The following is a 21,268-nucleotide window of genomic DNA, read 5'->3' on the forward strand; positions in this document are numbered from 1 at the left end:
TAGCTAAGAAAAAATTTTCATAAGGCTTATGCCGAAAAAAACTTATGCGCTTTGTAAAAACCGGCACATTGTTCAGCTCGAAAGCCTTTGTTTTATGCGCTTCAGGGAGCTCAAAAAGGCTTGAGGAAAGTTCCATTCACTTTGCGACATACGGCGAAGTACTGCTGAAGGGGAGGGACGCGTAACGGTCAATGAGTGACAGATTTTTGTCACTTGGGTGATTCACCACCGTTACGTAGCGTTAGTAGGCGTGCTGCCTTGATCAGGATTCGGAAGTGCTTGATAGCACTCAAGTTTCCCGCTCAGACAGAACCTGCGAAACGAACTGTCGAGGGTGCGAGCGTCGCCCCGACAACCCGATTGAGCCATGGGCTGCTTCGCGAACCAGTGCCGACGGTGGTCGGCAGCGGAGGATTTCACATGGCAACGCTCATCGGCACCGTTACTAAAGTCATTGGTCAGGTTTTCGCGCAGGGCATCGACGGCACTCGTCGCGCCTTGGTCGAGGGCGACAAGTTGTTTGCCGGCGATCAACTGATCACCGGAGCCGAAGGCGCCGTCGCCGTTCATCTGCAAAATGGCCAGGATTTGACCTTGGGCCGCGGCAGTAACCTGACCATGACCAGTGAGCTGCTGGCCGGGCAGGCAGCTCATGTGAACACCGCGGAGGCCGTGACCCCGAGCGACGCGCAACTGACCGATGTCGAGCAGATTCAGAAAGCCATCGCTGCCGGTGACGACCCGACCAAAACCGCCGAAGCCACCGCCGCCGGCCCCAACGCCCCCGGCAACCCCAGTGGCGAATTGGGCGGCGGGCACAGTTTTGTCCTGCTGACGGAAGTCGGCGGGCGGGTCGATCCGATCATCGGGTTCCCCACCGCCGGGTTCAACGGCATTCCCGAGTTCCCCGAAGAGCGGCGTAACGCGGTCATCGACAATGGCGACAATGGCGACGACGGCGTCACACCCGTTGTGCCACCGCCGCCGGTGAATAATCTGGTGACCCTCAACGGCCTGGCGACGCCCGGCGGAGAGCTGAACCTCAATGAAGCCAACCTGCCAGACGGCTCGGCGGCCAATCCCGGCGCCCTGACCCAGAGCGGCAGCTTCACCGTATCGGCGCCGGACGGTTTGACCAGCCTCAGCATCGGCGGCATCAACCTGATCAACGGCGGCGTGGCGGTCGGCTTCCCGCAGTCGATCACCACGCAACTGGGCAACACCCTGACGATCACCGGTTACAACCCGGCGACAGGCGTGGTCACTTACAGCTACACGCTCAATGGCAATGAAACCCACGCGGCGGGTGACGGCAGCAATAGTCTCAGTGAACAATTCACCGTGATTGCTGGCGACAGCAATGGCGACACCGCGACCGGAACGCTGGACGTCAACATCACTGATGACGTGCCCAGAGCGATCGATGACAGCAATGGCACCGCCTCGGAAACCCAACTCACGCTGACCGGCAACGTTCTGACCAACGATGTACAAGGCGCTGACCGCGTTCCGACCGGTCCCATTACGCCCGGTACGTTCACCGGGACTTACGGCACGCTGGTGCTCAACGCCAACGGCACTTACACCTACACCCTGAACACCAGCGACGCCGATTTCAAAGCCCTGAACGGCGGCGGCAACGGCACGGAAACGTTCACCTATACCCTCACTGATGCCGACGGCGATACCAGCACCGCCAACCTCGTTTTGCAGATCAACAACAATGACGATCCGGTGGTGATCAACGGTTTGAACGTCGAGGGCGGGGAACTGACGGTTTACGAGCAAAATCTTAGCGACGGCAGCGCACCGGACTCGTCCGCGTTGACTCAAAGCGGCACCTTCAGCATCACCGCGCTGGACGGCGTAACAACCCTGACGGTTGGCGGTATCGCAGTGGTCACCAACGGCGTGGCCGCAGGCTTCCCGCAATCGATCACTACACCTTTGGGCAGCACGCTCACCATCACCGGGTTCAACGCCGCAACCGGCGTTGTCAGCTACAGCTACACCCTCGCCGATAACGAAGCGCATCCGACCGCCAACGGCGCCAACAACCTGCCTGAGCAATTCGCTGTCACCGTGGTCGACGACAACGGTACCACTGCCAATGCGACCCTCGACGTGAACATCGTCGACGACTTGCCAAAAGCCGTGGACGACAGCAACCCAACCACCGCCTCGGAAAGCCAGCTCACGCTGACCGGCAACGTCCTGACCAACGACGTACAAGGCGCCGACCGCGTGCCGACCGGCCCGATCACTGCCGGCACTTTCACCGGGACTTACGGCACGTTACAGCTCAACGCCAACGGCACTTACACCTACACGCTGAACATCAGCGACGCCGACTTCAAAGCCTTGAACGGTGGCGGCAACGGCACGGAAACGTTCACCTATACCCTCACCGATGCCGACGGCGATACCAGCACCGCGAATCTGGTTTTGCAGATCCACAACAACGACGACCCGGTGATCATCAACGGCCTGGATGTGAATGGCGGCGAGCTGACGGTTTACGAGCAAAACCTCAGCGACGGCAGTGCGCCGGATTCCACTGCGCTGACTCAAAGCGGCACCTTCAGCATCACCGCGCTGGACGGCGTAACAACCCTGACCGTTGGCGGTATCAATGTCGTCACCGGCGGCGTGGCCGCAGGCTTCCCGCAATCGATCACTACACCTTTGGGCAGCACGCTCACCATCACCGGGTTCAACGCCGCAACCGGCGTTGTCAGCTACAGCTACACCCTCGCCGATAACGAAGCGCATCCGACCGCCAACGGCGCCAACAACCTGCCTGAGCAATTCGCTGTCACCGTGGTCGACGACAACGGCACCACGGCCAACGCGACCCTTGACGTCAACATCGTCGATGACCTGCCCAAAGCCGTGGACGACAGCAACCCAACCACCGCTTCGGAAAGCCAGCTCACGCTGACCGGCAACGTCCTGACCAACGACGTACAAGGCGCTGACCGCGTCCCAACCGGCCCAATCACTGCCGGCACTTTCACTGGGACTTACGGCACCTTGGTGCTCAACGCCAACGGCACTTACACCTACACGCTGAACATCAGCGATGCCGACTTCAAAGCCTTGAACGGTGGCGGCAACGGCACGGAAACTTTCACCTACACCCTCACCGATTCGGACGGTGACACCAGCACTGCGAATCTGGTTTTGCAGATCCACAACAGCGACGACCCGGTGATCATCAACGGCCTCGATGTCAACGGCGGCGAGCTGACGGTTTACGAGCAAAACCTCAGCGACGGCAGTGCGCCGGACTCCACCGCGCTGACTCAAAGCGGCACCTTCAGTATCACTGCGCTGGACGGCGTCACCACGCTGACCGTCGGCGGCATTGCAGTGGTCACCAACGGTGTGGCCGCAGGCTTCCCGCAATCGATCACTACACCTTTGGGCAGCACGCTCACCATCACTGGATTCAACGCCACAACCGGCGTGGTCAGCTACAGCTACACCCTCGCCGATAACGAAGCGCATCCGACCGCCAACGGCGCCAACAACTTGCCCGAGCAATTTGCGGTCACCGTGGTCGATGACAACGGCACCACCGCCAATGCGACCCTCGACGTGAACATCGTCGACGACTTGCCAAAAGCGGTGGACGACAGCAACCCAACCACCGCTTCGGAAAGCCAGCTCACGCTGACCGGCAATGTGCTGACCAACGATGTGCAAGGCGCCGACCGCGTGCCGACCGGGCCGATCACTGCCGGCACATTTACCGGGACTTACGGCACCTTGGTGCTCAACGCCAACGGCACTTACACCTACACGCTGAACATCAGCGATGCCGACTTCAAAGCCTTGAACGGTGGCGGCAACGGCACGGAAACTTTCACCTACACCCTCACCGATTCGGACGGTGACACCAGCACTGCGAATCTGGTTTTGCAGATCCACAACAACGACGATCCAGTGATCATCAACGGCCTGGATGTGAATGGCGGCGAGCTGACGGTTTACGAGCAAAACCTCAGCGACGGCACCAGCCCCAACACCCCGGCGCTGACCCAGAGCGGCACCTTCACCGTAACCGCCCTCGATGGTCTGCAAACCCTGACCGTGGGCGGCATAAACGTGGTGACCGGCGGCGTGGCCGCAGGCTTCCCGCAATCGATCGTCACGCCGCTGGGCAGCACGCTGACCATCACGGGTTACAACCCGACAACCGGCGTGGTCAGCTACAGCTACACCCTGGTCGACAACGAAACCCATCCGAACGCCAACGGCGCCAACAGCATCACCGAGAACTTCAACGTCGTCGCCACAGACACCGACGGCAGCACTGCCAGCGGCCAGATCAACGTCAACATCGTCGATGACCTGCCGAGCGCCTATCCCGATGCGGCGTCGGTGGCCGAGGGCGGTACCGTCAGCGGCAATGTGCTGAATAACGACATCGGCGGCGCCGACGGCCCGGCGGTTACCGGCGCGGTGGTCGGCGTGCGTGCAGGTTCCGACACGTCGACCTCGGCCATCGGTGGCTTGAACGCGCAAATCAACGGCACCTACGGCTACCTGACGCTCGATGCCAACGGCAACGCGGTCTACCACAGCAATCCGAATGGGGTGAACGGCCCCGGTGCGGTGGATGTGTTCACCTACACCGTGCGCGATGCCGACGGTGACGAAAGCACCACGACCATCACCATTGATGTAGCCAACAGCAAACTGTATGCGGTCAGTGACACCGACGTCACCGTCTTTGAGAAAGCCCTCGACCTGACCAAGGACGGCGCCGATCTGGCCCCTGGTACGGTCACCGGCAGCGACCCGACCAACACTGGCGAAACCGCGTCGGGCACGCTGGTCGGCTCGGTCACCGGTGCGGTCGGTGCGATCAGCTATGCGCTGGTTGGCAGTGCCACCGGCAACTACGGGCAGATCGTGCTCAATTCCAACGGCACTTACACCTACACCCTGACAGCGCCGGCGACCACCTCGCCGAATGCCGACGACGGCGCCAACACCCTGACCGAATCCTTCACCTATCAGGCCACCGATTCGCTGGGCAATATTGTCACCAGCACCATCGTTGTCAGCATCGTCGATGACGTGCCAAAAGCTGTGAACGACAGCAACGCGAACACCGCTTCGGAATCGTTGCTGACCCTCAACGGCAATGTGCTGACCAATGATGTTCAAGGTGCGGACGTGGTCGCGACCGGGCCGATCACTGCCGGCACGTTTGTCGGGACTTACGGCACCCTGGTGCTCAACGCCAACGGCACTTACACCTACACGCTGAACACCAGCGACGCCGATTTCAAAGCCCTGAACGGTGGCGGCAACGGCACGGAAACCTTCACCTACACCCTCACCGATGCCGACGGCGACACCAGCACCGCCAACCTGGTGCTGAACATCCACAACAACAACGATCCGGTGATCATCAACGGCCTCGACGTCTACGGCGGCGAACTCACCGTCTACGAGAAAAACCTCAGCGACGGCACCAGCCCCAACACCCCGGCGCTGACCCAAAGCGGCACCTTTACCGTCACCGCGCTTGATGGCCTGCAAACCCTTACCGTCGGCGGGATCGCGGTGGTCACCAACGGCGTGGCCGCAGGTTTCCCGCAATCGACTGTTTCGCCACTGGGCAGCACGTTCACCATCACCGGTTACAACCCGGCGACCGGTGTGGTCAGCTACAGCTACACCCTGGTGGATAACGAAACCCATCCAAATGCCAACGGTGCCAACAGCCTCACCGAGAACTTCACAGTGGTGGCGACCGACACCGATGGCAGCACCGCCAGCGGCCAGATCAACGTCAACATCGTCGATGACCTGCCGACCGCCAAACCCGACACCGGCTCAGTGGCGGAGGGCGGCACGGTCAATGTCAGCGTTTTGGGTAATGACCTCAGCGGTGCCGATGGCGCGGCCACGGTGGTCGGCGTGCGCGCCGGCAGCAACACCGGCACCTCGGCCGTCGGCGGCCTCAACAGCAATATCAACGGCGCCTACGGTTACCTGACCCTGGACGCGGCGGGCAACGCCGTTTACCACAGCAACCCGAACTCGGTGAGCCCGCCGGGCGCCACTGACACCTTCACCTACACCATCCGTGACAGTGACGGCGATGAAAGCACCACGACCATCACCATCAACGTCGCTGACTGCAAGCTCGTGGCCTCGGTCGATCAGGACGTGACGGTTTACGAAAAAGCTCTCGACCTGACCCAGAACGGCCAGGATCTGGCCCCCGGCACGGTCACCGGCAGCGATCCGACCAACACTGGCGAAACCGCCACCGGAACACTGGTTGGCGCCGTCACCGGCGGCAGTGGCGCGATCACTTACACACTGGTCGGCAGCGCCACCGGCACCTACGGGCAGATTCAGCTCAATGCCGACGGCACCTACACCTACACGCTGACTTCGGCGCCGAAAACCTCTCCGAACGCCAACGACGGGGCCAACACCCTGAGCGAAAGTTTCACCTACAAAGCCACCGACGCGCTGGGCAACAGCACCACCAGCACCCTCGTCGTCAACATCGTCGACGACGTGCCGAAAGCCGTGGCCTCGGATCGTTCGGTGACAGCGGTGGAGATCGATTCCAATCTGCTGATCGTCCTCGACATCTCCGGCAGTATGGCTGACGCGTCCGGCGTGCCGGGCCTGTCGCGGCTGGCGCTGGCCAAGCAGGCCATCAGCGCCTTGCTCGACAAGTACGATGATCTGGGCGATGTGAAAGTGCAGCTCGTCACCTTCAGCAGCAACGCCACTGACAGAACCGCGGTGTGGGTGGACGTGGCCACGGCCAAAACCATTCTCGCCGGGCTCACGGCGGGTGGCGGCACCAACTACGACGCCGCCGTGGCGGTGATGCAAACTGCGTTCAATACCTCGGGCAAACTCACCGGGGCGCAGAACGTTGGCTACTTCTTCTCCGACGGCAAACCCAACGAAGGCGACATCAACGCCGCTGACGAAGCCGCGCTGAAAAACTTCCTCGATGCCAACAACATCAAGAACTACGCGATCGGCCTGGGCAGCGGCGTGAGCAATGCCAACCTCGATCCACTGGCCTACGACGGCATCAACCACACCAACACCAACGCGGTGGTGGTCACCGACCTCAACCAGCTCAACTCTGTGCTGTCGGGCACCGTGGAAGGCGCGCCCGTTACCGGTTCGTTGCTGGGCCAGGGCGGCACCTTCGGCGCCGATGGCGGGTTCATCAAATCCATCGTGGTTGACGGCACCACCTACACCTACGATCCGAAAGCCAACGGCGGCCAGGGTTCGCTGGTGCCAAGCGGCGGCGTCAATCACGGCACGTTCAACACCGTAAACAACACGTTGAGCATCGCCACCAACAACAGCGGCACGTTGCTGATCAACCTCGACACCGGCGAGTACACCTACACCTCGCAAAAAACCACCACCACGGTGATCACCGAGAACATCGGCTTCACCGTGAGTGACAACGACGGCGACCTCGCCAGCTCGACGCTGACCGTGAAGGTGATCCCCAACGCGCCGCCAGTGGCGATGGACGACCACATCATCACCAACGTGCTGTCGGGCAACATCGTCGTGCCGGGTGAGCTGCTGCTGGCCAACGACACCGATCCGAACGGCGATACGCTCAACGCTACGCCAACCAGCTTCAACACCGGCTGGATCTCGAAAGCGGCGGACTTCACCGGCACTGGCGCCATCAGCTTCACCGGCACCAACCCCAACACCGCCGCCAACCAGAACCTGGCCAACGTGCGCAATTCGTTCTCGGCCAACGCGGCGACCATGACCGCCGTGCTGGTGGTCAGCGGCTACCTCGGTGCGGTGACCAACACCAACGCCAACGATGAAGATCGCATCACCGTCAACCTGCGCCAGGGCGAAACCCTCAATCTGGATCACAACCTGGCAGCCGGTAACGTCAGCATGGAGTACTCGATCAACGGTGGCGCCTACATGGCGCTGGCGGACGGCCAAACCCTCACCGCGACGTCGAACGGCGTCTACCAGATCCACATCACCAACATCACCAACCCCACGGGTGGTAACGCCAACGGGTCGGAAAACTACCAACTGACCATGACCCTCAACTACGCCGGGGCACATGACATCACTCCGGATTACAACGGCACCTACACCGCCAACGACAACCACGGTGGCAGCGACACGGCCGCCGTAACCATCAGCTATCAGGATGGTCACACCCTCACCGGCACTGCGGGCGATGACGTGCTGGTGGCCGGCACCGGCAACAACATCCTCAACGCGGGCGACGGTAACGACGTGCTCACCGCAGGCTCCGGCAATAACGAAATGCACGGCGGCGCCGGTAACGACTTGATCTACAGTGGCCCGGGCAATGACCTGCTCGACGGCGGCAGCGGCATCGACACCGCGAGCTACGCCCATGCCACTGCCGGGGTCACGGTCAACCTCGGCCTGCTTGGTGCGCAAAACACCCTTGGCGCCGGGACGGACACCCTGACCGGCATCGAAAACCTCGTCGGCTCGAACTTCAACGACAGTCTGACCGGCGACAACAATAACAACGTGATCAACGGCGGTCTGGGCAACGACACCCTCAACGGTGGCGGCGGCGATGACCTGCTGATCGGCGGTCTGGGCAACAACACGATGACCGGCGGCGCAGGGGCTGACACCTTCCAGTGGCTCAAAGGCAACAGTGGCCACGACCTCATCACCGACTTCACCCCCGGCACCGACAAGCTCGACCTGTCGCAACTGCTGCAAGGTGAAAACGGCAGCACGTCGTCACTCGATGACTACCTGCACTTCACTGTCACTGGCAGCGGCGCGTCGGTGCTCACCAGCATCGACGTCAGCGCCATGGCCGGCGCCACGCCGAACCAGACCATCGACCTGGCCGGCGTCAACCTGGCTAGCCACTATGGTGTTACGCCGGGGGCGGGTGGGGTGATTGCCAGCGGGCATGACACGGCGACGATCATCAGCGGCATGTTGAATGATCATTCGTTGAAGGTGGATACGGTGTGATTGGCCTTTGATCCAGGCCTGAAACGACAAAACCCGCCGTCCCGGTTGAACGGGGCGGCGGGTTTTTCATGCCCAAGACAGGTGTTATCTGAGGGGCTGCCTTCGCGAGCAGGCTCGCTCCCACCATTGACCGCGTTCCACTGTGGGAGCGAGCCTGCTCGCGAAGGGGCCAGAGTTGCCATCGAATGCTCAGCGGGTGTTCACCACGCCGGCATCAGCCCGGCAACTCCAGATTATCCAGCACCCGATTCACCGCCAGTTCTCCCAGCATGATCAGTTGCGCAATGCCCTGTAGGGTTCTGCGCTGCGACGCGGGTATGAGATGGGCGAAGTCATTGGCGATGGTTCGTGCTGAAGCGAGGGTTTCGCAGGCATCGGCCAGTAGCTCCTCGTTTTTGAAGTCCGCGGTAGCGGCGTACATTCTGCGGTTTTTACGTGGCGGAGGCGTCGAGCCAGGCGAGCAGAGGTAATGATCGAGGGCGCGGTCGGCGGCTTCGTTGAGCTTTTTCGAGTCGAGGGATTCGTAGGGGGAGGTGGGGTCGGTTTCAGGCGGGTTGGGCGTTGGTTTGATCATGGTTAAAGTCTCTAGAGTAGTGAAGCTACCACCGTTCGCTGCTAACGAAGGAGGTGGCGGCTGTACGCGGGTTAGCAGACCAGGACTCTAGAACCCGGCGCACCGAAGTGCCCCACGCAAAGCCGCCATAACGGCAACGGACTTTGTGCGTCTAGAGAAAACCCGGGCTGCTAAACCCGATCACTGAAAAGTCAGCGACCGAGCCACAATAGAACCCGCCCCCAAGGCGCACAAGCCGGCGGATTCTGGCGTAGCTGTAGGCAATTACGCAAGGCTGTGTAGCCTCAGAGAGTGTTTGCAGGCCTGGTTTAAACGTAGGTGTTTAAAGTCAAAAGATCGCAGCCTGCGGCGGCTCCTACAGAGGATCTTCATGAGCTGCCGCAGGCTGCGATCTTTTAGCGTTTCAGGATTTACGCAGGGTCTTCTGCCGAAGAATATAAACCGTCACCAACACCGCACTGGTCAGCATGAACCCTCGCGCCCACGGCAGCGGCACCAGATAGCAGGAAAACAGTATGCTCGCCCACATCAGCCCGATCGCGTAGACCTTGCCCTTGAGCGGAATGCCGTTGCCATCGAGGTAATCGCGAATCCACGGCCCAAGGCGCGGATGCTCGACCAGCCAGCGATAAAAACGCGGAGAGCTGCGGGCGAAACACGCGGCCGCGAGCAATAGAAAGGGGGTAGTGGGCAGGACAGGCAGGAAAATCCCGATCACCCCCAATGCGACGCTAAGCCAGCCGATGGCCAGCAGGATGTAGCGCAACATCAGGGGGCGGTTGCCTATGGGGTTGTCCATAGGCCGTATCTTAGTGGTGACGAGGCTTGAGAATCGCCGGTTTTTCGTCTGGAGCCTGGCACAGCAGGTACAGCGCGGTCAGGGCTTCCGGGATCTGTACGATCATGTCGTCCATCAGGTTGGCGTCTTTGGCGATGTCTTCGAACTCTGGCTGTTCGTCGAACAGGCCCGAACCGACCATGATCGGCAGAAGCATTTCGCTGACTTCTTCTTCGGCGGTTTCGAACCATGCCGCTTCGCGCAGGAACACGCCTTCCATGAAGCCGATGCACCAGCCACGCAGTTCCGAATCGTCCGGCTCTTCGCCCAGATCCAGTTCGCATGGCAGTTCGAATTCTTCGTCGGACGCCAGTTGGCGGGCGATGTGCGCCTTGAGGCCGATCAGGGTGGCTTCGATCTCTTCGCGCTGTGCCTCGCTGCTGTAATGCGGCTCTTCGGCGAACAGGGCGTCGATCCACTCACGTTCCGATACGTCTTCCGCGCAGATCGACAACGCGGTGAGGTAACCGTGGGCGGCCACGTAATCCAGCGCCTCGTCATGCAGTTCGTCGGCGTCGAGGAAGACTTGCAGGCGGGTCAGTTGCTCAGCGAAGGACATTACGGGGCTACCTTGGGGGAATAAACAATGCGGGAATTCTAGGCCTTCTTGAGCGCTCAAGCCAGCCGCATGGCAGATTTGCCTGATTGCGGCAGGTTTCTCGAGTCTCTTATCAGCGGCACCCTCTGCGGGGGAGGGCTCGGGTATACTGCCGCGTTTTGCGATCCCTGCCCGTATTGCGGCCGCCATGCAACGCGCCCTTACGTTTTGTTTAAGCAGCTCAGGCTGTCTTGAACCAGCCTGAGCAGGGATGTTTCGGTAGATTTTTGGAGTTTTTATGCTCGAACAGGCTCAACGCGTCCTCAAGGACATCTTCGGCTACGACAGTTTCCGTGGCCGGCAGGGTGCAATCATTGAGCGCGTGGCCAGCGGCGGTGATGCGCTGGTGCTGATGCCTACCGGTGGCGGCAAGTCCCTGTGCTTTCAGGTGCCCGCGTTGTTGCGCGATGGCCTGGCGGTGGTGGTCTCGCCGTTGATCGCCTTGATGGACGATCAGGTCGCCACCCTTGAAGAGCTGGGTGTGGCCGCCGCCGCGCTGAACTCCACTTTGAGCGCCGAACAGCAGCGTGATCTGGCGGCGCGGATCAAGCGCGGTGAGGTGAAGATGTTGTATCTGGCGCCCGAGCGTCTGGTGCAGCCGCGCATGTTGTCGTTCCTGCAAGGGCTGAACATTGCCCTGTTCGCCATCGACGAAGCCCACTGCGTATCGCAATGGGGCCACGACTTCCGTCCGGAATACCTGCAACTTGGCCAATTGGCCGAGATGTTCCCCGATGTGCCGCGCATCGCCCTGACTGCCACCGCCGACAAGCGAACTCGCGAAGAAATCGTCACCCGCCTGCATCTGCAGAACGCCGAGCGCTTCCTGTCGAGCTTCGACCGGCCGAACATCTTCTATCGCATCGTGCCCAAGGAGCAGCCACGCAAGCAGTTGCTGGCGTTTCTGGCCGAGCGGCGCAGCGATGCCGGCATCGTCTATTGCCTGTCGCGTAAAAAGGTCGAGGAAGTTGCGGCGTTCCTCAGCGAGCAGGGTTTCCCGGCGCTGCCTTATCACGCCGGCCTGCCCAATGAGCTGCGTGCGTTCAATCAGAAGCGCTTCTTAAATGAGGAAGGGTTGATCATGGTCGCCACCGTGGCGTTCGGTATGGGCATCGACAAGCCCAACGTGCGCTTCGTCGCTCACCTCGATCTGCCGAAATCCCTTGAGGCGTATTACCAGGAAACCGGACGCGGCGGCCGTGACGGTCTGCCGGCGGATGCGTGGATGGCCTACGGCCTGCAAGACGTGGTGATGCTCAAGCAGATGCTGCAGAACTCCGAAGGTGACGAACGTCACAAGCGTCTGGAGCAGCACAAGCTTGACGCCATGCTGTCGCTGTGTGAGGAGACCCGCTGCCGTCGTCAGACCCTGCTGGCCTATTTCGATGAAGAGATGGCCGAACCTTGCGGCCATTGCGACAACTGCGTCGATGGCGTGCAGACCTGGGACGCCACCGAGCCTGCACGTCAGGCGCTGTCGGCGATCTATCGCACCGGTCAGCGTTATGGCGTCGGCCATCTGGTCGATGTGCTGCTGGGCAAGGACAACGAAAAGATTCGCAGCTTCGGCCATCAGCATCTCTCTGTGTACGGCGTCGGCAAGGCGCTGAGCGAGAGTGAATGGCGCTCGCTGTTCCGCCAGTTGGTGGCGCGCGGCCTGGCCGATGTCGATCACGAAGGCTACGGCGGCCTGCGTCTGAGCGACACCTGCCGGCCGCTGCTCAAGGGCGAGGTTACGCTGGAACTGCGCCGCGATCTCAAGCCGCAGGTCACCGCCAAAAGCGGCAGCAAGAGCCCGGCCAGCCAATTGGTGCGCGGCGAAGAGCGCGAACAGTGGGAAGCCCTGCGTGCGCTGCGGCGCAAACTCGCCGAAGAGCATGGTGTGCCGCCGTACGTCATCTTCCCCGACTCGACCTTGCTGGAAATGCTCCGCAGCCAACCGACATCGCTGGCGGACATGGCTCGTGTCAGCGGCGTCGGCGCGCGCAAGCTGGAACGTTATGGCGAGGCCTTCCTCGAAGTGCTCGGCGGCGAAGCGGAGGCGCCGAAAGTGGTGGCCGACGTGCGTCACGAATTGATCACCCTGGCTCGCGCCGGCATGACGCCGATGCAGATCGCCGGTCAGTTGCAATGCTCGGAAAAGAACGTCTACACCATGCTCGCCGAGGCTATTGGCAAGCAGCAGTTATCGCTGGAGCAGGCGCTCGACCTGCCGGAAGAACTGATGGGTGAAGTGCAGGACGCATTCCTTGATGGCGAGGGCGAACTGCCGCCGGTCGCCGAAGTGGCTGAGCTGTTTGCTGGTCGTGTTCCAGAAGGTGTTCTTTATTGCGTGCGGGCTGCGCTGCAATCGGAATTCGAAATGTAAGGCGGCGTTTGCGCCAAGCCCCATACAGTTGTAACGATTCAGTACAGAGCGCCCCTTGCCTATAGCTGCAGCTCATGCTTAGCTGACTAATAATTAGTTTTTCTCTATTACTTCAGTTTAATCACGAGAGTTTTATGCCGTTAACCGATCAACACCGCTTTGGCATGCAACTGGCCCAGATGTCGCGCGGCTGGCGTGCCGAACTGGACCGCCGGCTGGCGGGCCTGGGGCTGTCCCAGGCACGCTGGCTGGTGCTGCTGCACCTGGCGCGTTTCGAAGACGCCCCGACCCAGCGAGAGCTGGCGCAAAGCGTCGGCGTTGAAGGCCCGACGCTGGCACGCTTGCTCGATAGTCTGGAAGGCCAGGGTCTGGTGCAACGCCAGTCCGTGATGGAAGACCGCCGGGCGAAAAAAATCGTCCTCTGCGCACCCGCACTGCCGCTTATCGAACAAATCGAAACCATTGCCACCCAACTGCGTCACGAATTGTTCGAAGGCGTCGACGAGGCGGATTTGAAGGTGTGCATGCGAGTTCACGGGCACATTCTGGGCAACCTGGAAAAATCTTGAGGCATAACCACGTGCCGGTTTTTTGAGGGATCGCGCTGAGCAAGCTATAAGAACTACTAGGCAATATCGTGTTCGTACCGGATGTGCGAACGCATAGAAGTCGGTTTTGCTTATTAAAGGGATGCTCATGCTCGCAAGTTGGCACGTGGTACTGCGCATTTGCGCCAAAGGGCTGTTGGTCGCTGGCGCCGTCGGCTATTCAACCTTGTCGTTGGCTCTGGGGCTGGGTGACATCACGGTTCATTCGGGCCTTAATCAGCCGCTCAAGGCCGATATTGCGCTGATCGATGTCGGTGCTTTGACGCAAAGTGACCTGTCGGTGAGCCTGGCCACGGCAGACGAATTCGGCAGTGCCGGGGTCGAACGGGTGTTCTTTCTCAACGACCTCAAGTTCACGCCGATCCTGCATGGCAATCGCCAGATGATCCGGGTCACCTCCAGCAAACCGGTCAATGAACCCTTTCTGAATTTCCTCGTGCAGCTCAATCAGCCCAATGGCCGCTTGTTGCGCGAATACACCGTACTGATCGATCCGCCGGGCTCGCCGGGTATCGTGCCAGCCACCGATGAACCGGATCCGCGCGCGCAGTCTTCGGCGTTTCCCACGGTCGAACCGGTCACCGCGCCGCCCCAGGCAGCGCAGGGCAAGCGCGGAACACCTGCGGTGCCACCACCGACGACGGCGCCGGCCAACGAGGCGCTGGCCGAGCAATTGGCCGCCAGCGTGCTGCAGAGCCAACAATTGCAAAAGTCCCTGGACGAGCTGAATGCGAAACTGCAGGCACAGGATGTGCAGATTGCCGACGGCAAGAAGCAGGTCAGTGATCTGCAGACACGCTTGGCCGAATCTCAGAAGCCACCGCCAGCGCCGGTGGTAACTCCGGCACCTGCTGCGGTTGTTGTACCGGTCGAGTCCACGGACGACGGGTTGAACTGGCCACTGCTCGGAGGTCTGTTGTTACTGCTGGGGGCATTGGCTGCGTTGTTCGTTCACCGTCGACGCCAACAACAGATGCCGAGTGACGCACCAGTGCCGCTGTTGCCGCTGCGCAATGAGGTCGATGTGGATGAACCCGAGAGCGCCGAACCGGCCAGGACTCACGCCTCAGCCGAGCATCGTGAAGAGCCGGCGGCGGGTGATGTCCTGGAAGCCGTGGGCATTTACCTGGCATACGGGCGACTTGGCGAAGCAGCCGGGTTGTTGCGCGATGCGCAGCATAAGGAGCCGGAGCGCATCGATCTCGGCCTGCAATTGCTCGAGGTGCTGGGGCGTCAGGGCGATAGTGCTGCTTACGAGCAGCAGGAAAGTCATTTGCGTGCGCGTGGAGTGGAGGCTCACCAGTTGCAGGATATTCGCGCCCGGCATCCGAAACTGACGAGTACTGAGCCGCTGGCGGCAACGGCGCCATTGGTCGCCAGCATTACGCCTGTCATTGTTGCCGCTCCCGAATCCGCTGCGGCTGAGCATGATTTCGAGTTGAATCTGGATGAGTTGTCGATGGATTCCAGCTGGGATCTGGAGGACAGCCGTGCGGCACCGGTTCAGCCACCAGCCGAAGCGTCCGCTTTGGGTTCCAGCCTGCAAGTGTTGCCGCAGGATTTTGAATTGCCGGAAACCGTGACCAGCGAGGAAGCCGAGCTTGAGTGGATCCCCGAGCCGGACGCGCAGCCGCTGGACGATGACTTTCTCAATGAATTTTCTGATCCGGAGCCATCGCTCGCGCTGGAGCCGTTGGCGTTGCAAATGTCGGAGCCCGAAGAGGCGGCAGGTTCCGGGAAGCTCGAACAGGCTCAGACCTGCATCGATGACGGCGATATCGACAGCGCGATTGCGTTGCTCAATGAATTGCTCAAGGAAGGGGATGAGCCTTTAAAGCAAACCGCGCGGACCCTTCTGGCAGGCATCCGCTGATCCCCTGTAGAAGCTGCCGAAGGCTCGGGCCGCGATCGGACGATCTTTTCAAAGCAAGATCAAAAGATCGCAGCCTCGTTTCACTCGACAGCTCCTACAGGGGTATTCAAAAGGTTTGGCCCAGATTCAAATACACAGCCTGCTCATTCGCATCATTCAACCCATAACTGAAATTCAACGGCCCCAGTGGTGTATCGAAGCCAATAAACACACTGGCCGCATTGATGTAGCCACTGTCGAATTCATTGTCGTTATTCCACGCTCGCCCACGTTCCAGCGAGGCGCCGGCGTACAGCGGGAAATCCAGCGGCAGATACGAACGCGGTGTCAGCCGACGGTAATACACCGCCCGCATCAAACTGACGTTCTGCCCGGAAATCGCGTCCTCACGGAAACCTGACAACTGCCGAGCGCCGCCGAGCAGGAAGCTCGACGTCACCACATTGGTGTCGTCGAGTGTGCGGCCATAGCGTCCCCCCAGAATCAGCGTGTCGGGTCCGTGACTCATGGCTTTATCGAGTTTGAATTCCCATTGTCGGTAGCGTGTGTCTGAACCCAGGCTCGGTTCAAATTGCAGGAAGGTCAGGCTGACGTCCTTGCCCTCGTGCGGGTAGTAAACGTTGTCCAGCGAGTCGTAGGAGTATTTCAACGAATAGAAGCCTTCGTTGAAGTTTTCGCTGGGCAGATCCTGATCGCCAATACGCACGTCGGCCTTGCCCCAGGCTTCACCGATACCCAAACGCACTTCGCCGTTGTTGCCGATCTGCCGACCGACATTCAGGGCCATTCCGTAGCGCTCGACCCGGTATTGGGCGATCGGATCATTGTCGAGCACCGCATCGACGTTCTGTGCCTCAAACACCACCGAGGGCGCGATGAAGTAGCGAGAGCCGACGTCCAGTGGCTGATAAAACTCGCTGTACAGCTCCTGTTTTTCGCCGATCTGCGCGCGGGTCAGCCATTCCGCACCGAGGCGGTTGATGCCGTTGATACGGTAGCTGGCGCCAAGGTTGAAGGCGCTGGCGCCGCGCATGTCGTCCGACAGGTTGAGGCCGACTCGCAGGTAGTCGGTGCCGCTGCGCTTGCCCCGGGCGCTGATCACCAACGTGTGATCCTGACCCTTGTGCACTACGCGGTATTGCACCTGCTCGAAGTAATCGAGGCCGTACAAGGTGCCCATGTCCGAATGGAGTCGGCCCAGATCCAGCGGCTCGCCGATGTGCTGACGGATGTAGTAACGGATCACATCGTCGTCGACTTTCGAGTCATTCTCGACCTTGATCGCGGTGATGATCGGCGTGCGTTGGCCGGGCGCGCGCGCGGCGTTGAGTTGGGCGTCCTGAGAAATCACCGGTTTGAGCCGTGCCAGGCGGGCATCGAGGATTTTGGTGGCGCGGTAACCGGCATCTATCATTTCCTGGGCGCGGCCGAAATCAGTGACGCCGAAACTCGCCAGCGCCGGTTGGATCAGCACGTCTGTCGGCTTCAGCGCGGCCAGTTGCTCCTCGGAGTTGCGCCGGGTCATCAAGGTGATCGACTGGTTAAGTACATCAACCACGGTGGTCAGTTGCTTGCGGTTGCGCAGCGGTGTGCCGATGTCGACGACAATGGCGATATCGACGCCCATTTGCCGTGCGACATCGAGCGGGATGTTGTCGGTCATGCCGCCATCCACCAGCAGTCGGCCATCAAGTTCGACCGGGGCGAACACCGCAGGGATCGACATGCTGGCGCGGATCACCTGGGGCAGGTGGCCTTTGCGGAACACCACTTTCTCGCCGTTGGCGATGTCGGTAGCCACGGCGCGGAAGGGGATCGGCAGTTTGTCGAAGTCCCGGGTGTCGCTGGTGTGCGCCAGCAGGCTTTCCAGCAGCAGCGCCAGGTTCTGGCCCTGAATCACCCCCAGCGGCAGGCCGACGCTGCCGTCGTCGCGAAAGCTCAGTTTCTGCTTCACCAGAAAATCGCGGTCATCCTGCTTGCGCCGGAACGGCACGTCTTCCCGGGGCGGCGCATCGGACAACGCCTGTTGCCAGTCGATGCTCAGGGCGAGTTTTTCCAGTTCGTCGATCTTGTAGCCCGAGGCATACAGGCCGCCAACCACCGCGCCCATGCTGGTACCGGCAATCGCATCGATCTTGATGCCTTGCTCCTCCAGCGCCTTGAGCACGCCGATGTGCGCCAACCCGCGAGCGGCACCACCGGACAGCACGAGGCCGACTTTCGGTCGCGGCGTTTCGCTGGCGAAAACGAACAGAGGAAGGAAACCAAGCAGCAGGCAGAACAGCAGACGGCGCATTGTGAGTCTCGGGGCAAGCGGTAAAGCCGGCTATTATAGCGGCGCCCTCTGTCTCAGGAGTTTCCACGAACATGACCGTCGCAAAAGCAGAAGTTGTCATCACTTATTGCACCCAATGCCAGTGGCTGCTGCGCGCCGCGTGGCTGGCGCAGGAACTGCTCAGCACCTTCGGCGATGATCTGGGCAAAGTGTCACTGGTGCCGGGCACCGGCGGGGTGTTTCACATCACTTGCGATGACGTGCAGATCTGGGAGCGCAAGGCCGATGGTGGTTTTCCCGAAGCCAAGGTGCTCAAGCAGCGAGTGCGCGATCAGATCGATCCTGACCGCGACCTCGGCCACAACGACCGTACTCAGTGAGAGGTTGCCTCGGCGGCGACGGTTTTTTTGTCGGCATGGCCGGACATGCGCGCCGACACCACGATGGCGACGATGATCAATGCGCCGCCGAGAAGCATGCGTAACGTCGGGTTCTCATTGAACAGCAGCCAGGCGATGGTGATGCCGTAGACCGGCTCCATGGCGAACACCACTGCGGCGGTGCGCGCCTTGATCACCGCCAGGCTGGCGACGAACAGGCTGTGGGCGACGCCAGTGCAGAACACCCCGAGCAGGGCGATCCACAACCAGTCCAGTGCGCGCACTTCGCTCAGTTGCGGCGCCGCGACCGGCAGCAGACACAACGCCACCACCACGTTTTGACACAACGCCGCCTGCACCGCCGGGATGCGTCCGGAGCTGGCGCGGTTGGTCAGCGACAGTAGGGAAAACAACAGCCCGGACAGCACCGCCCAGAGCAAACCGACGGTAGAGCCGCTGGCCAGATCGAACGCCGGGGTCACCAGCACCAGACCGACGCTCACCAGCACCACCAGCACAATTTCATTGGCGCGGATGCGCTCACGGAAGATCAGCCCTTCGAGAATCACCGTGAAGGCCGGGAAACTGGCGAAGCCCAACGTCGCGATCGCCACGCCGGCAACCTTCACCGCAATGAAAAAGCTCACCCAATGTCCGGCCAACAGTACGCCGCTCAGCGCCAGGCGCCGCCAGTCCACGGCTTGCAGTTTTTGCCAGCCGCTCTGGCTGGCGAAACGGGCGAAAAACGCCAGGGCAAGTACGGCGAAAGCGGCACGTCCGAAGACGATCACGGCCGGCGATGCTGCGGCGAGTTTGCCGAACACGCCGGTCAGGCCGAACATCAGAGCGCCGATATGCAGGGCGCCGAGGGCGGTACGCGGGGTCATTGCAATCCTTAATCCAGACAAGGTTTTTTGATTGATCGTTCCCACGCAGGAGCGTGGGAACGATCAATCGTCTGCGGCAGCTCCTACACATTGAACCGTGTAACGACGTATATGTCTGTCGGCGGACTATCGGGTTTTGTTGCAGGAATCGCGTCGTAGCTGGCCGGGCGATGAACCAAACTCACGCAGGACAGCGGCCGAGAAAGCGCTTTGCGAGCTGTAGCCAACGCGACTGGCGATTTCACCGATGGGCAGCACAGTCTCGCGCAGCAGGCCCATGGCCTTGTGCAGCCGCCGACTGCGGATGTAGTCCATCGGTGTCTGCCCGCATTCAGCGACAAACCGTGCGTGCAGGCGCGCCGTAGACAACCCGGCCACTTGCGCCAGATCGGCGACTTGCAGCGGGTATGCAGCGTTTTGCTCAATGTGCGCATCCAGCGCCGCGTAGGGCAGGCGCCGAGTGCAGAGTTCGGCAGGTTTGGCGTGATTCAGACTGGCCAACAACAGCACTGCACCTTGCTGTGCAATCACTGGATCGGTGACCGGACTGTTCGCCAGCCAGTTGACCAACTGGCTTTGCCCGGAATCCAGCGACAGGCGCGCAGGGTTGTCGAGCAAGCGGCGACTGGCGTCGGCATGGTCACCGAGTGAATCCGCGACCCATTGCCCATCGGGAATATCCAGCACCAGACAACGACTCCCCTGTGGACTGCCGCAGGCGTGATGGGCGCCGGAGGGGACCACCACGAAGCTCTGCTGACGCACCTGACTGCCACAACCTTCCACCTCGAAATCCAGCGCGCCGGACAGGCCGAACACCAGTTGGGCGTGCTCGTGGCTGTGGACGATCAGATCGCGGGTGTACTGACGCAAGGTAAGGATCGGTCGCATGGCAGATCGTCTCCGAAGTGATCGCCAGTCTACACCAGCGCCCCCGGAATGCGCTGTCACAGGACTGACTCGTGACTGTCATGGTCGATTAACCGGACGGGCGCACTGTGGCGAAAACATCGCAGAGGGTTGCCCATGACCAGCGCCGAGCTCGCCAAACCCAGCCGCAAACAACGGGTGCGCACCTTGTGGATCTCCGACGTGCATCTGGGCACTCGGGATTGCCAGGCCGAACACTTGTCGCAATTTCTCAAGGGCTATCACGCCGACAAGATCTATCTGGTCGGCGACATCATCGACGGCTGGAAACTGCGTGGCGGCATGTACTGGCCTCAGGCGCATACCAATGTGATCCGCCGCTTGCTGACCATGAGCAAGCGCGGCACCGAGGTTATCTACGTCACCGGCAACCACGATGAATTCCTGCGTCGTTATTCGAAGCTGATTCTGGGCAACATTCAGTTGGTCGATGAGGCGGTGCATGTCACGGCGGATGGCCGGCATCTGCTGGTGATTCACGGTGACCAGTTTGATGTGATCACTCGATACCACCGCTGGCTGGCGTTTCTCGGCGACTCGGCCTACGAATTTACGCTGACGCTCAATCGCTGGCTCAACCATTGGCGCGCGCGGTATGGCTACGGTTACTGGTCCCTTTCGGCCTATCTCAAACACAAAGTGAAGACCGCCGTGAGCTTCATCAGCGATTTTGAAGAAGCGATCGCCCATGAGTGTGTGAAGCGTGAATTGCATGGCGTGGTGTGCGGGCACATTCACCATGCCGAGATCCGTAAGGTCGGCGAGGTGGATTACCTCAATTGTGGCGATTGGGTGGAGTCGTGTACGGCGTTGATCGAACACTGGGACGGCACGATCGAGCTTTATCGGTTGGCGGATGCGCAGGCGCGTGAGGCTGAACTCAAGACTGCCAAACTGGCCGAGATCGCTTAAA

12 protein-coding genes are annotated in these 21,268 nt (G+C 60.9%); 6 read left to right on the top strand and 6 right to left on the bottom strand.

What is annotated here, in order from left to right; all coding sequences use genetic code 11:
- Window positions 1-420: 420 nt before the first annotated feature.
- Entirely contained in the window at window positions 421-9,024 is an 8,604-nt protein-coding gene (locus ACA069_RS08090; RefSeq protein WP_497617025.1) for a retention module-containing protein, read from the top strand.
- A gap of 214 nt (window positions 9,025-9,238) precedes the next feature.
- Here the strand turns inward: ACA069_RS08090 and ACA069_RS08095 are convergent, their stop codons facing one another.
- The 3 genes from ACA069_RS08095 to ACA069_RS08105 form a co-directional block, all read right to left on the bottom strand.
- Window positions 9,239-9,598, bottom strand: a complete 360-nt coding sequence (locus tag ACA069_RS08095; RefSeq protein WP_489878478.1) for a DUF6124 family protein — start codon at window positions 9,596-9,598, stop codon at window positions 9,239-9,241.
- 403 nt (window positions 9,599-10,001) lie between these two features.
- Window positions 10,002-10,397 carry a YbaN family protein gene (locus tag ACA069_RS08100; protein ID WP_025110581.1) on the bottom strand — a complete coding sequence of 132 codons (396 nt, stop codon included), beginning with the start codon at window positions 10,395-10,397 and terminating at the stop codon, window positions 10,002-10,004.
- A gap of 10 nt (window positions 10,398-10,407) precedes the next feature.
- Window positions 10,408-10,995 carry a UPF0149 family protein gene (locus tag ACA069_RS08105; RefSeq protein WP_187677314.1) on the bottom strand — a complete coding sequence of 196 codons (588 nt, stop codon included), beginning with the start codon at window positions 10,993-10,995 and terminating at the stop codon, window positions 10,408-10,410.
- A 277-nt stretch (window positions 10,996-11,272) separates the two neighbouring features.
- Here ACA069_RS08105 and recQ point away from each other — a divergent pair, with 277 nt between their 5' ends.
- From recQ to ACA069_RS08120, 3 genes are all read left to right on the top strand, one after another.
- Window positions 11,273-13,402, top strand: a complete 2,130-nt coding sequence (gene recQ, locus ACA069_RS08110; RefSeq protein ID WP_187677315.1) for a DNA helicase RecQ — start codon at window positions 11,273-11,275, stop codon at window positions 13,400-13,402.
- 134 nt (window positions 13,403-13,536) lie between these two features.
- Window positions 13,537-13,971, top strand: coding sequence for a MarR family transcriptional regulator (locus ACA069_RS08115; RefSeq protein WP_187677316.1), 435 nt, complete (start codon window positions 13,537-13,539; stop codon window positions 13,969-13,971).
- 127 nt (window positions 13,972-14,098) lie between these two features.
- Window positions 14,099-15,883: a motility hub landmark protein FimV gene (locus ACA069_RS08120; protein ID WP_497617026.1), complete on the top strand. Its 1,785-nt coding sequence runs from the start codon at window positions 14,099-14,101 to the stop codon at window positions 15,881-15,883.
- A gap of 106 nt (window positions 15,884-15,989) precedes the next feature.
- Here the strand turns inward: ACA069_RS08120 and ACA069_RS08125 are convergent, their stop codons facing one another.
- Window positions 15,990-18,179, bottom strand: coding sequence for a patatin-like phospholipase family protein (locus tag ACA069_RS08125; RefSeq protein WP_497617027.1), 2,190 nt, complete (start codon window positions 18,177-18,179; stop codon window positions 15,990-15,992).
- 71 nt (window positions 18,180-18,250) lie between these two features.
- Between ACA069_RS08125 and ACA069_RS08130 the strand changes: the two genes are divergently transcribed.
- Window positions 18,251-18,538: an Rdx family protein gene (locus ACA069_RS08130; RefSeq protein ID WP_095187805.1), complete on the top strand. Its 288-nt coding sequence runs from the start codon at window positions 18,251-18,253 to the stop codon at window positions 18,536-18,538.
- Here ACA069_RS08130 and ACA069_RS08135 read toward each other — a convergent pair.
- Window positions 18,532-19,425: a DMT family transporter gene (locus tag ACA069_RS08135; protein WP_187677319.1), complete on the bottom strand. Its 894-nt coding sequence runs from the start codon at window positions 19,423-19,425 to the stop codon at window positions 18,532-18,534. The two genes, ACA069_RS08130 and ACA069_RS08135, sit on opposite strands and share 7 nt — an antisense overlap.
- Window positions 19,426-19,551: 126 nt before the next feature.
- A complete protein-coding gene (locus ACA069_RS08140; protein WP_497617029.1) occupies window positions 19,552-20,316 on the bottom strand; it encodes a helix-turn-helix transcriptional regulator in 765 nt (254 codons plus the stop codon).
- A gap of 135 nt (window positions 20,317-20,451) precedes the next feature.
- Between ACA069_RS08140 and ACA069_RS08145 the strand changes: the two genes are divergently transcribed.
- Complete coding sequence (locus ACA069_RS08145; RefSeq protein ID WP_497617030.1) at window positions 20,452-21,267, top strand: UDP-2,3-diacylglucosamine diphosphatase; 816 nt, start codon at window positions 20,452-20,454, stop codon at window positions 21,265-21,267.
- The last annotated feature ends 1 nt before the right edge of the window (window position 21,268 follow it).

It is taken from the genome of Pseudomonas sp. LBUM1652 (genome assembly GCF_059716105.1).

What these genes read in the sequence shown, in the direction of transcription:
- ACA069_RS08090 (WP_497617025.1), top strand. Translation starts at nt 421, where the DNA reads ATGGCAACGCTCATCGGCACCGTTACTAAAGTCATTGGTCAGGTTTTC.
- ACA069_RS08115 (WP_187677316.1), top strand. Translation starts at nt 13,537, where the DNA reads ATGCCGTTAACCGATCAACACCGCTTTGGCATGCAACTGGCCCAGATG.
- ACA069_RS08145 (WP_497617030.1), top strand. Translation starts at nt 20,452, where the DNA reads ATGACCAGCGCCGAGCTCGCCAAACCCAGCCGCAAACAACGGGTGCGC.
- ACA069_RS08140 (WP_497617029.1), bottom strand. Translation starts at nt 20,316, where the DNA reads ATGCGACCGATCCTTACCTTGCGTCAGTACACCCGCGATCTGATCGTC.
- ACA069_RS08135 (WP_187677319.1), bottom strand. Translation starts at nt 19,425, where the DNA reads ATGACCCCGCGTACCGCCCTCGGCGCCCTGCATATCGGCGCTCTGATG.
- ACA069_RS08120 (WP_497617026.1), top strand. Translation starts at nt 14,099, where the DNA reads ATGCTCGCAAGTTGGCACGTGGTACTGCGCATTTGCGCCAAAGGGCTG.
- ACA069_RS08105 (WP_187677314.1), bottom strand. Translation starts at nt 10,995, where the DNA reads ATGTCCTTCGCTGAGCAACTGACCCGCCTGCAAGTCTTCCTCGACGCC.
- ACA069_RS08100 (WP_025110581.1), bottom strand. Translation starts at nt 10,397, where the DNA reads ATGGACAACCCCATAGGCAACCGCCCCCTGATGTTGCGCTACATCCTG.
- ACA069_RS08125 (WP_497617027.1), bottom strand. Translation starts at nt 18,179, where the DNA reads ATGCGCCGTCTGCTGTTCTGCCTGCTGCTTGGTTTCCTTCCTCTGTTC.
- recQ (WP_187677315.1), top strand. Translation starts at nt 11,273, where the DNA reads ATGCTCGAACAGGCTCAACGCGTCCTCAAGGACATCTTCGGCTACGAC.
- ACA069_RS08130 (WP_095187805.1), top strand. Translation starts at nt 18,251, where the DNA reads ATGACCGTCGCAAAAGCAGAAGTTGTCATCACTTATTGCACCCAATGC.
- ACA069_RS08095 (WP_489878478.1), bottom strand. Translation starts at nt 9,598, where the DNA reads ATGATCAAACCAACGCCCAACCCGCCTGAAACCGACCCCACCTCCCCC.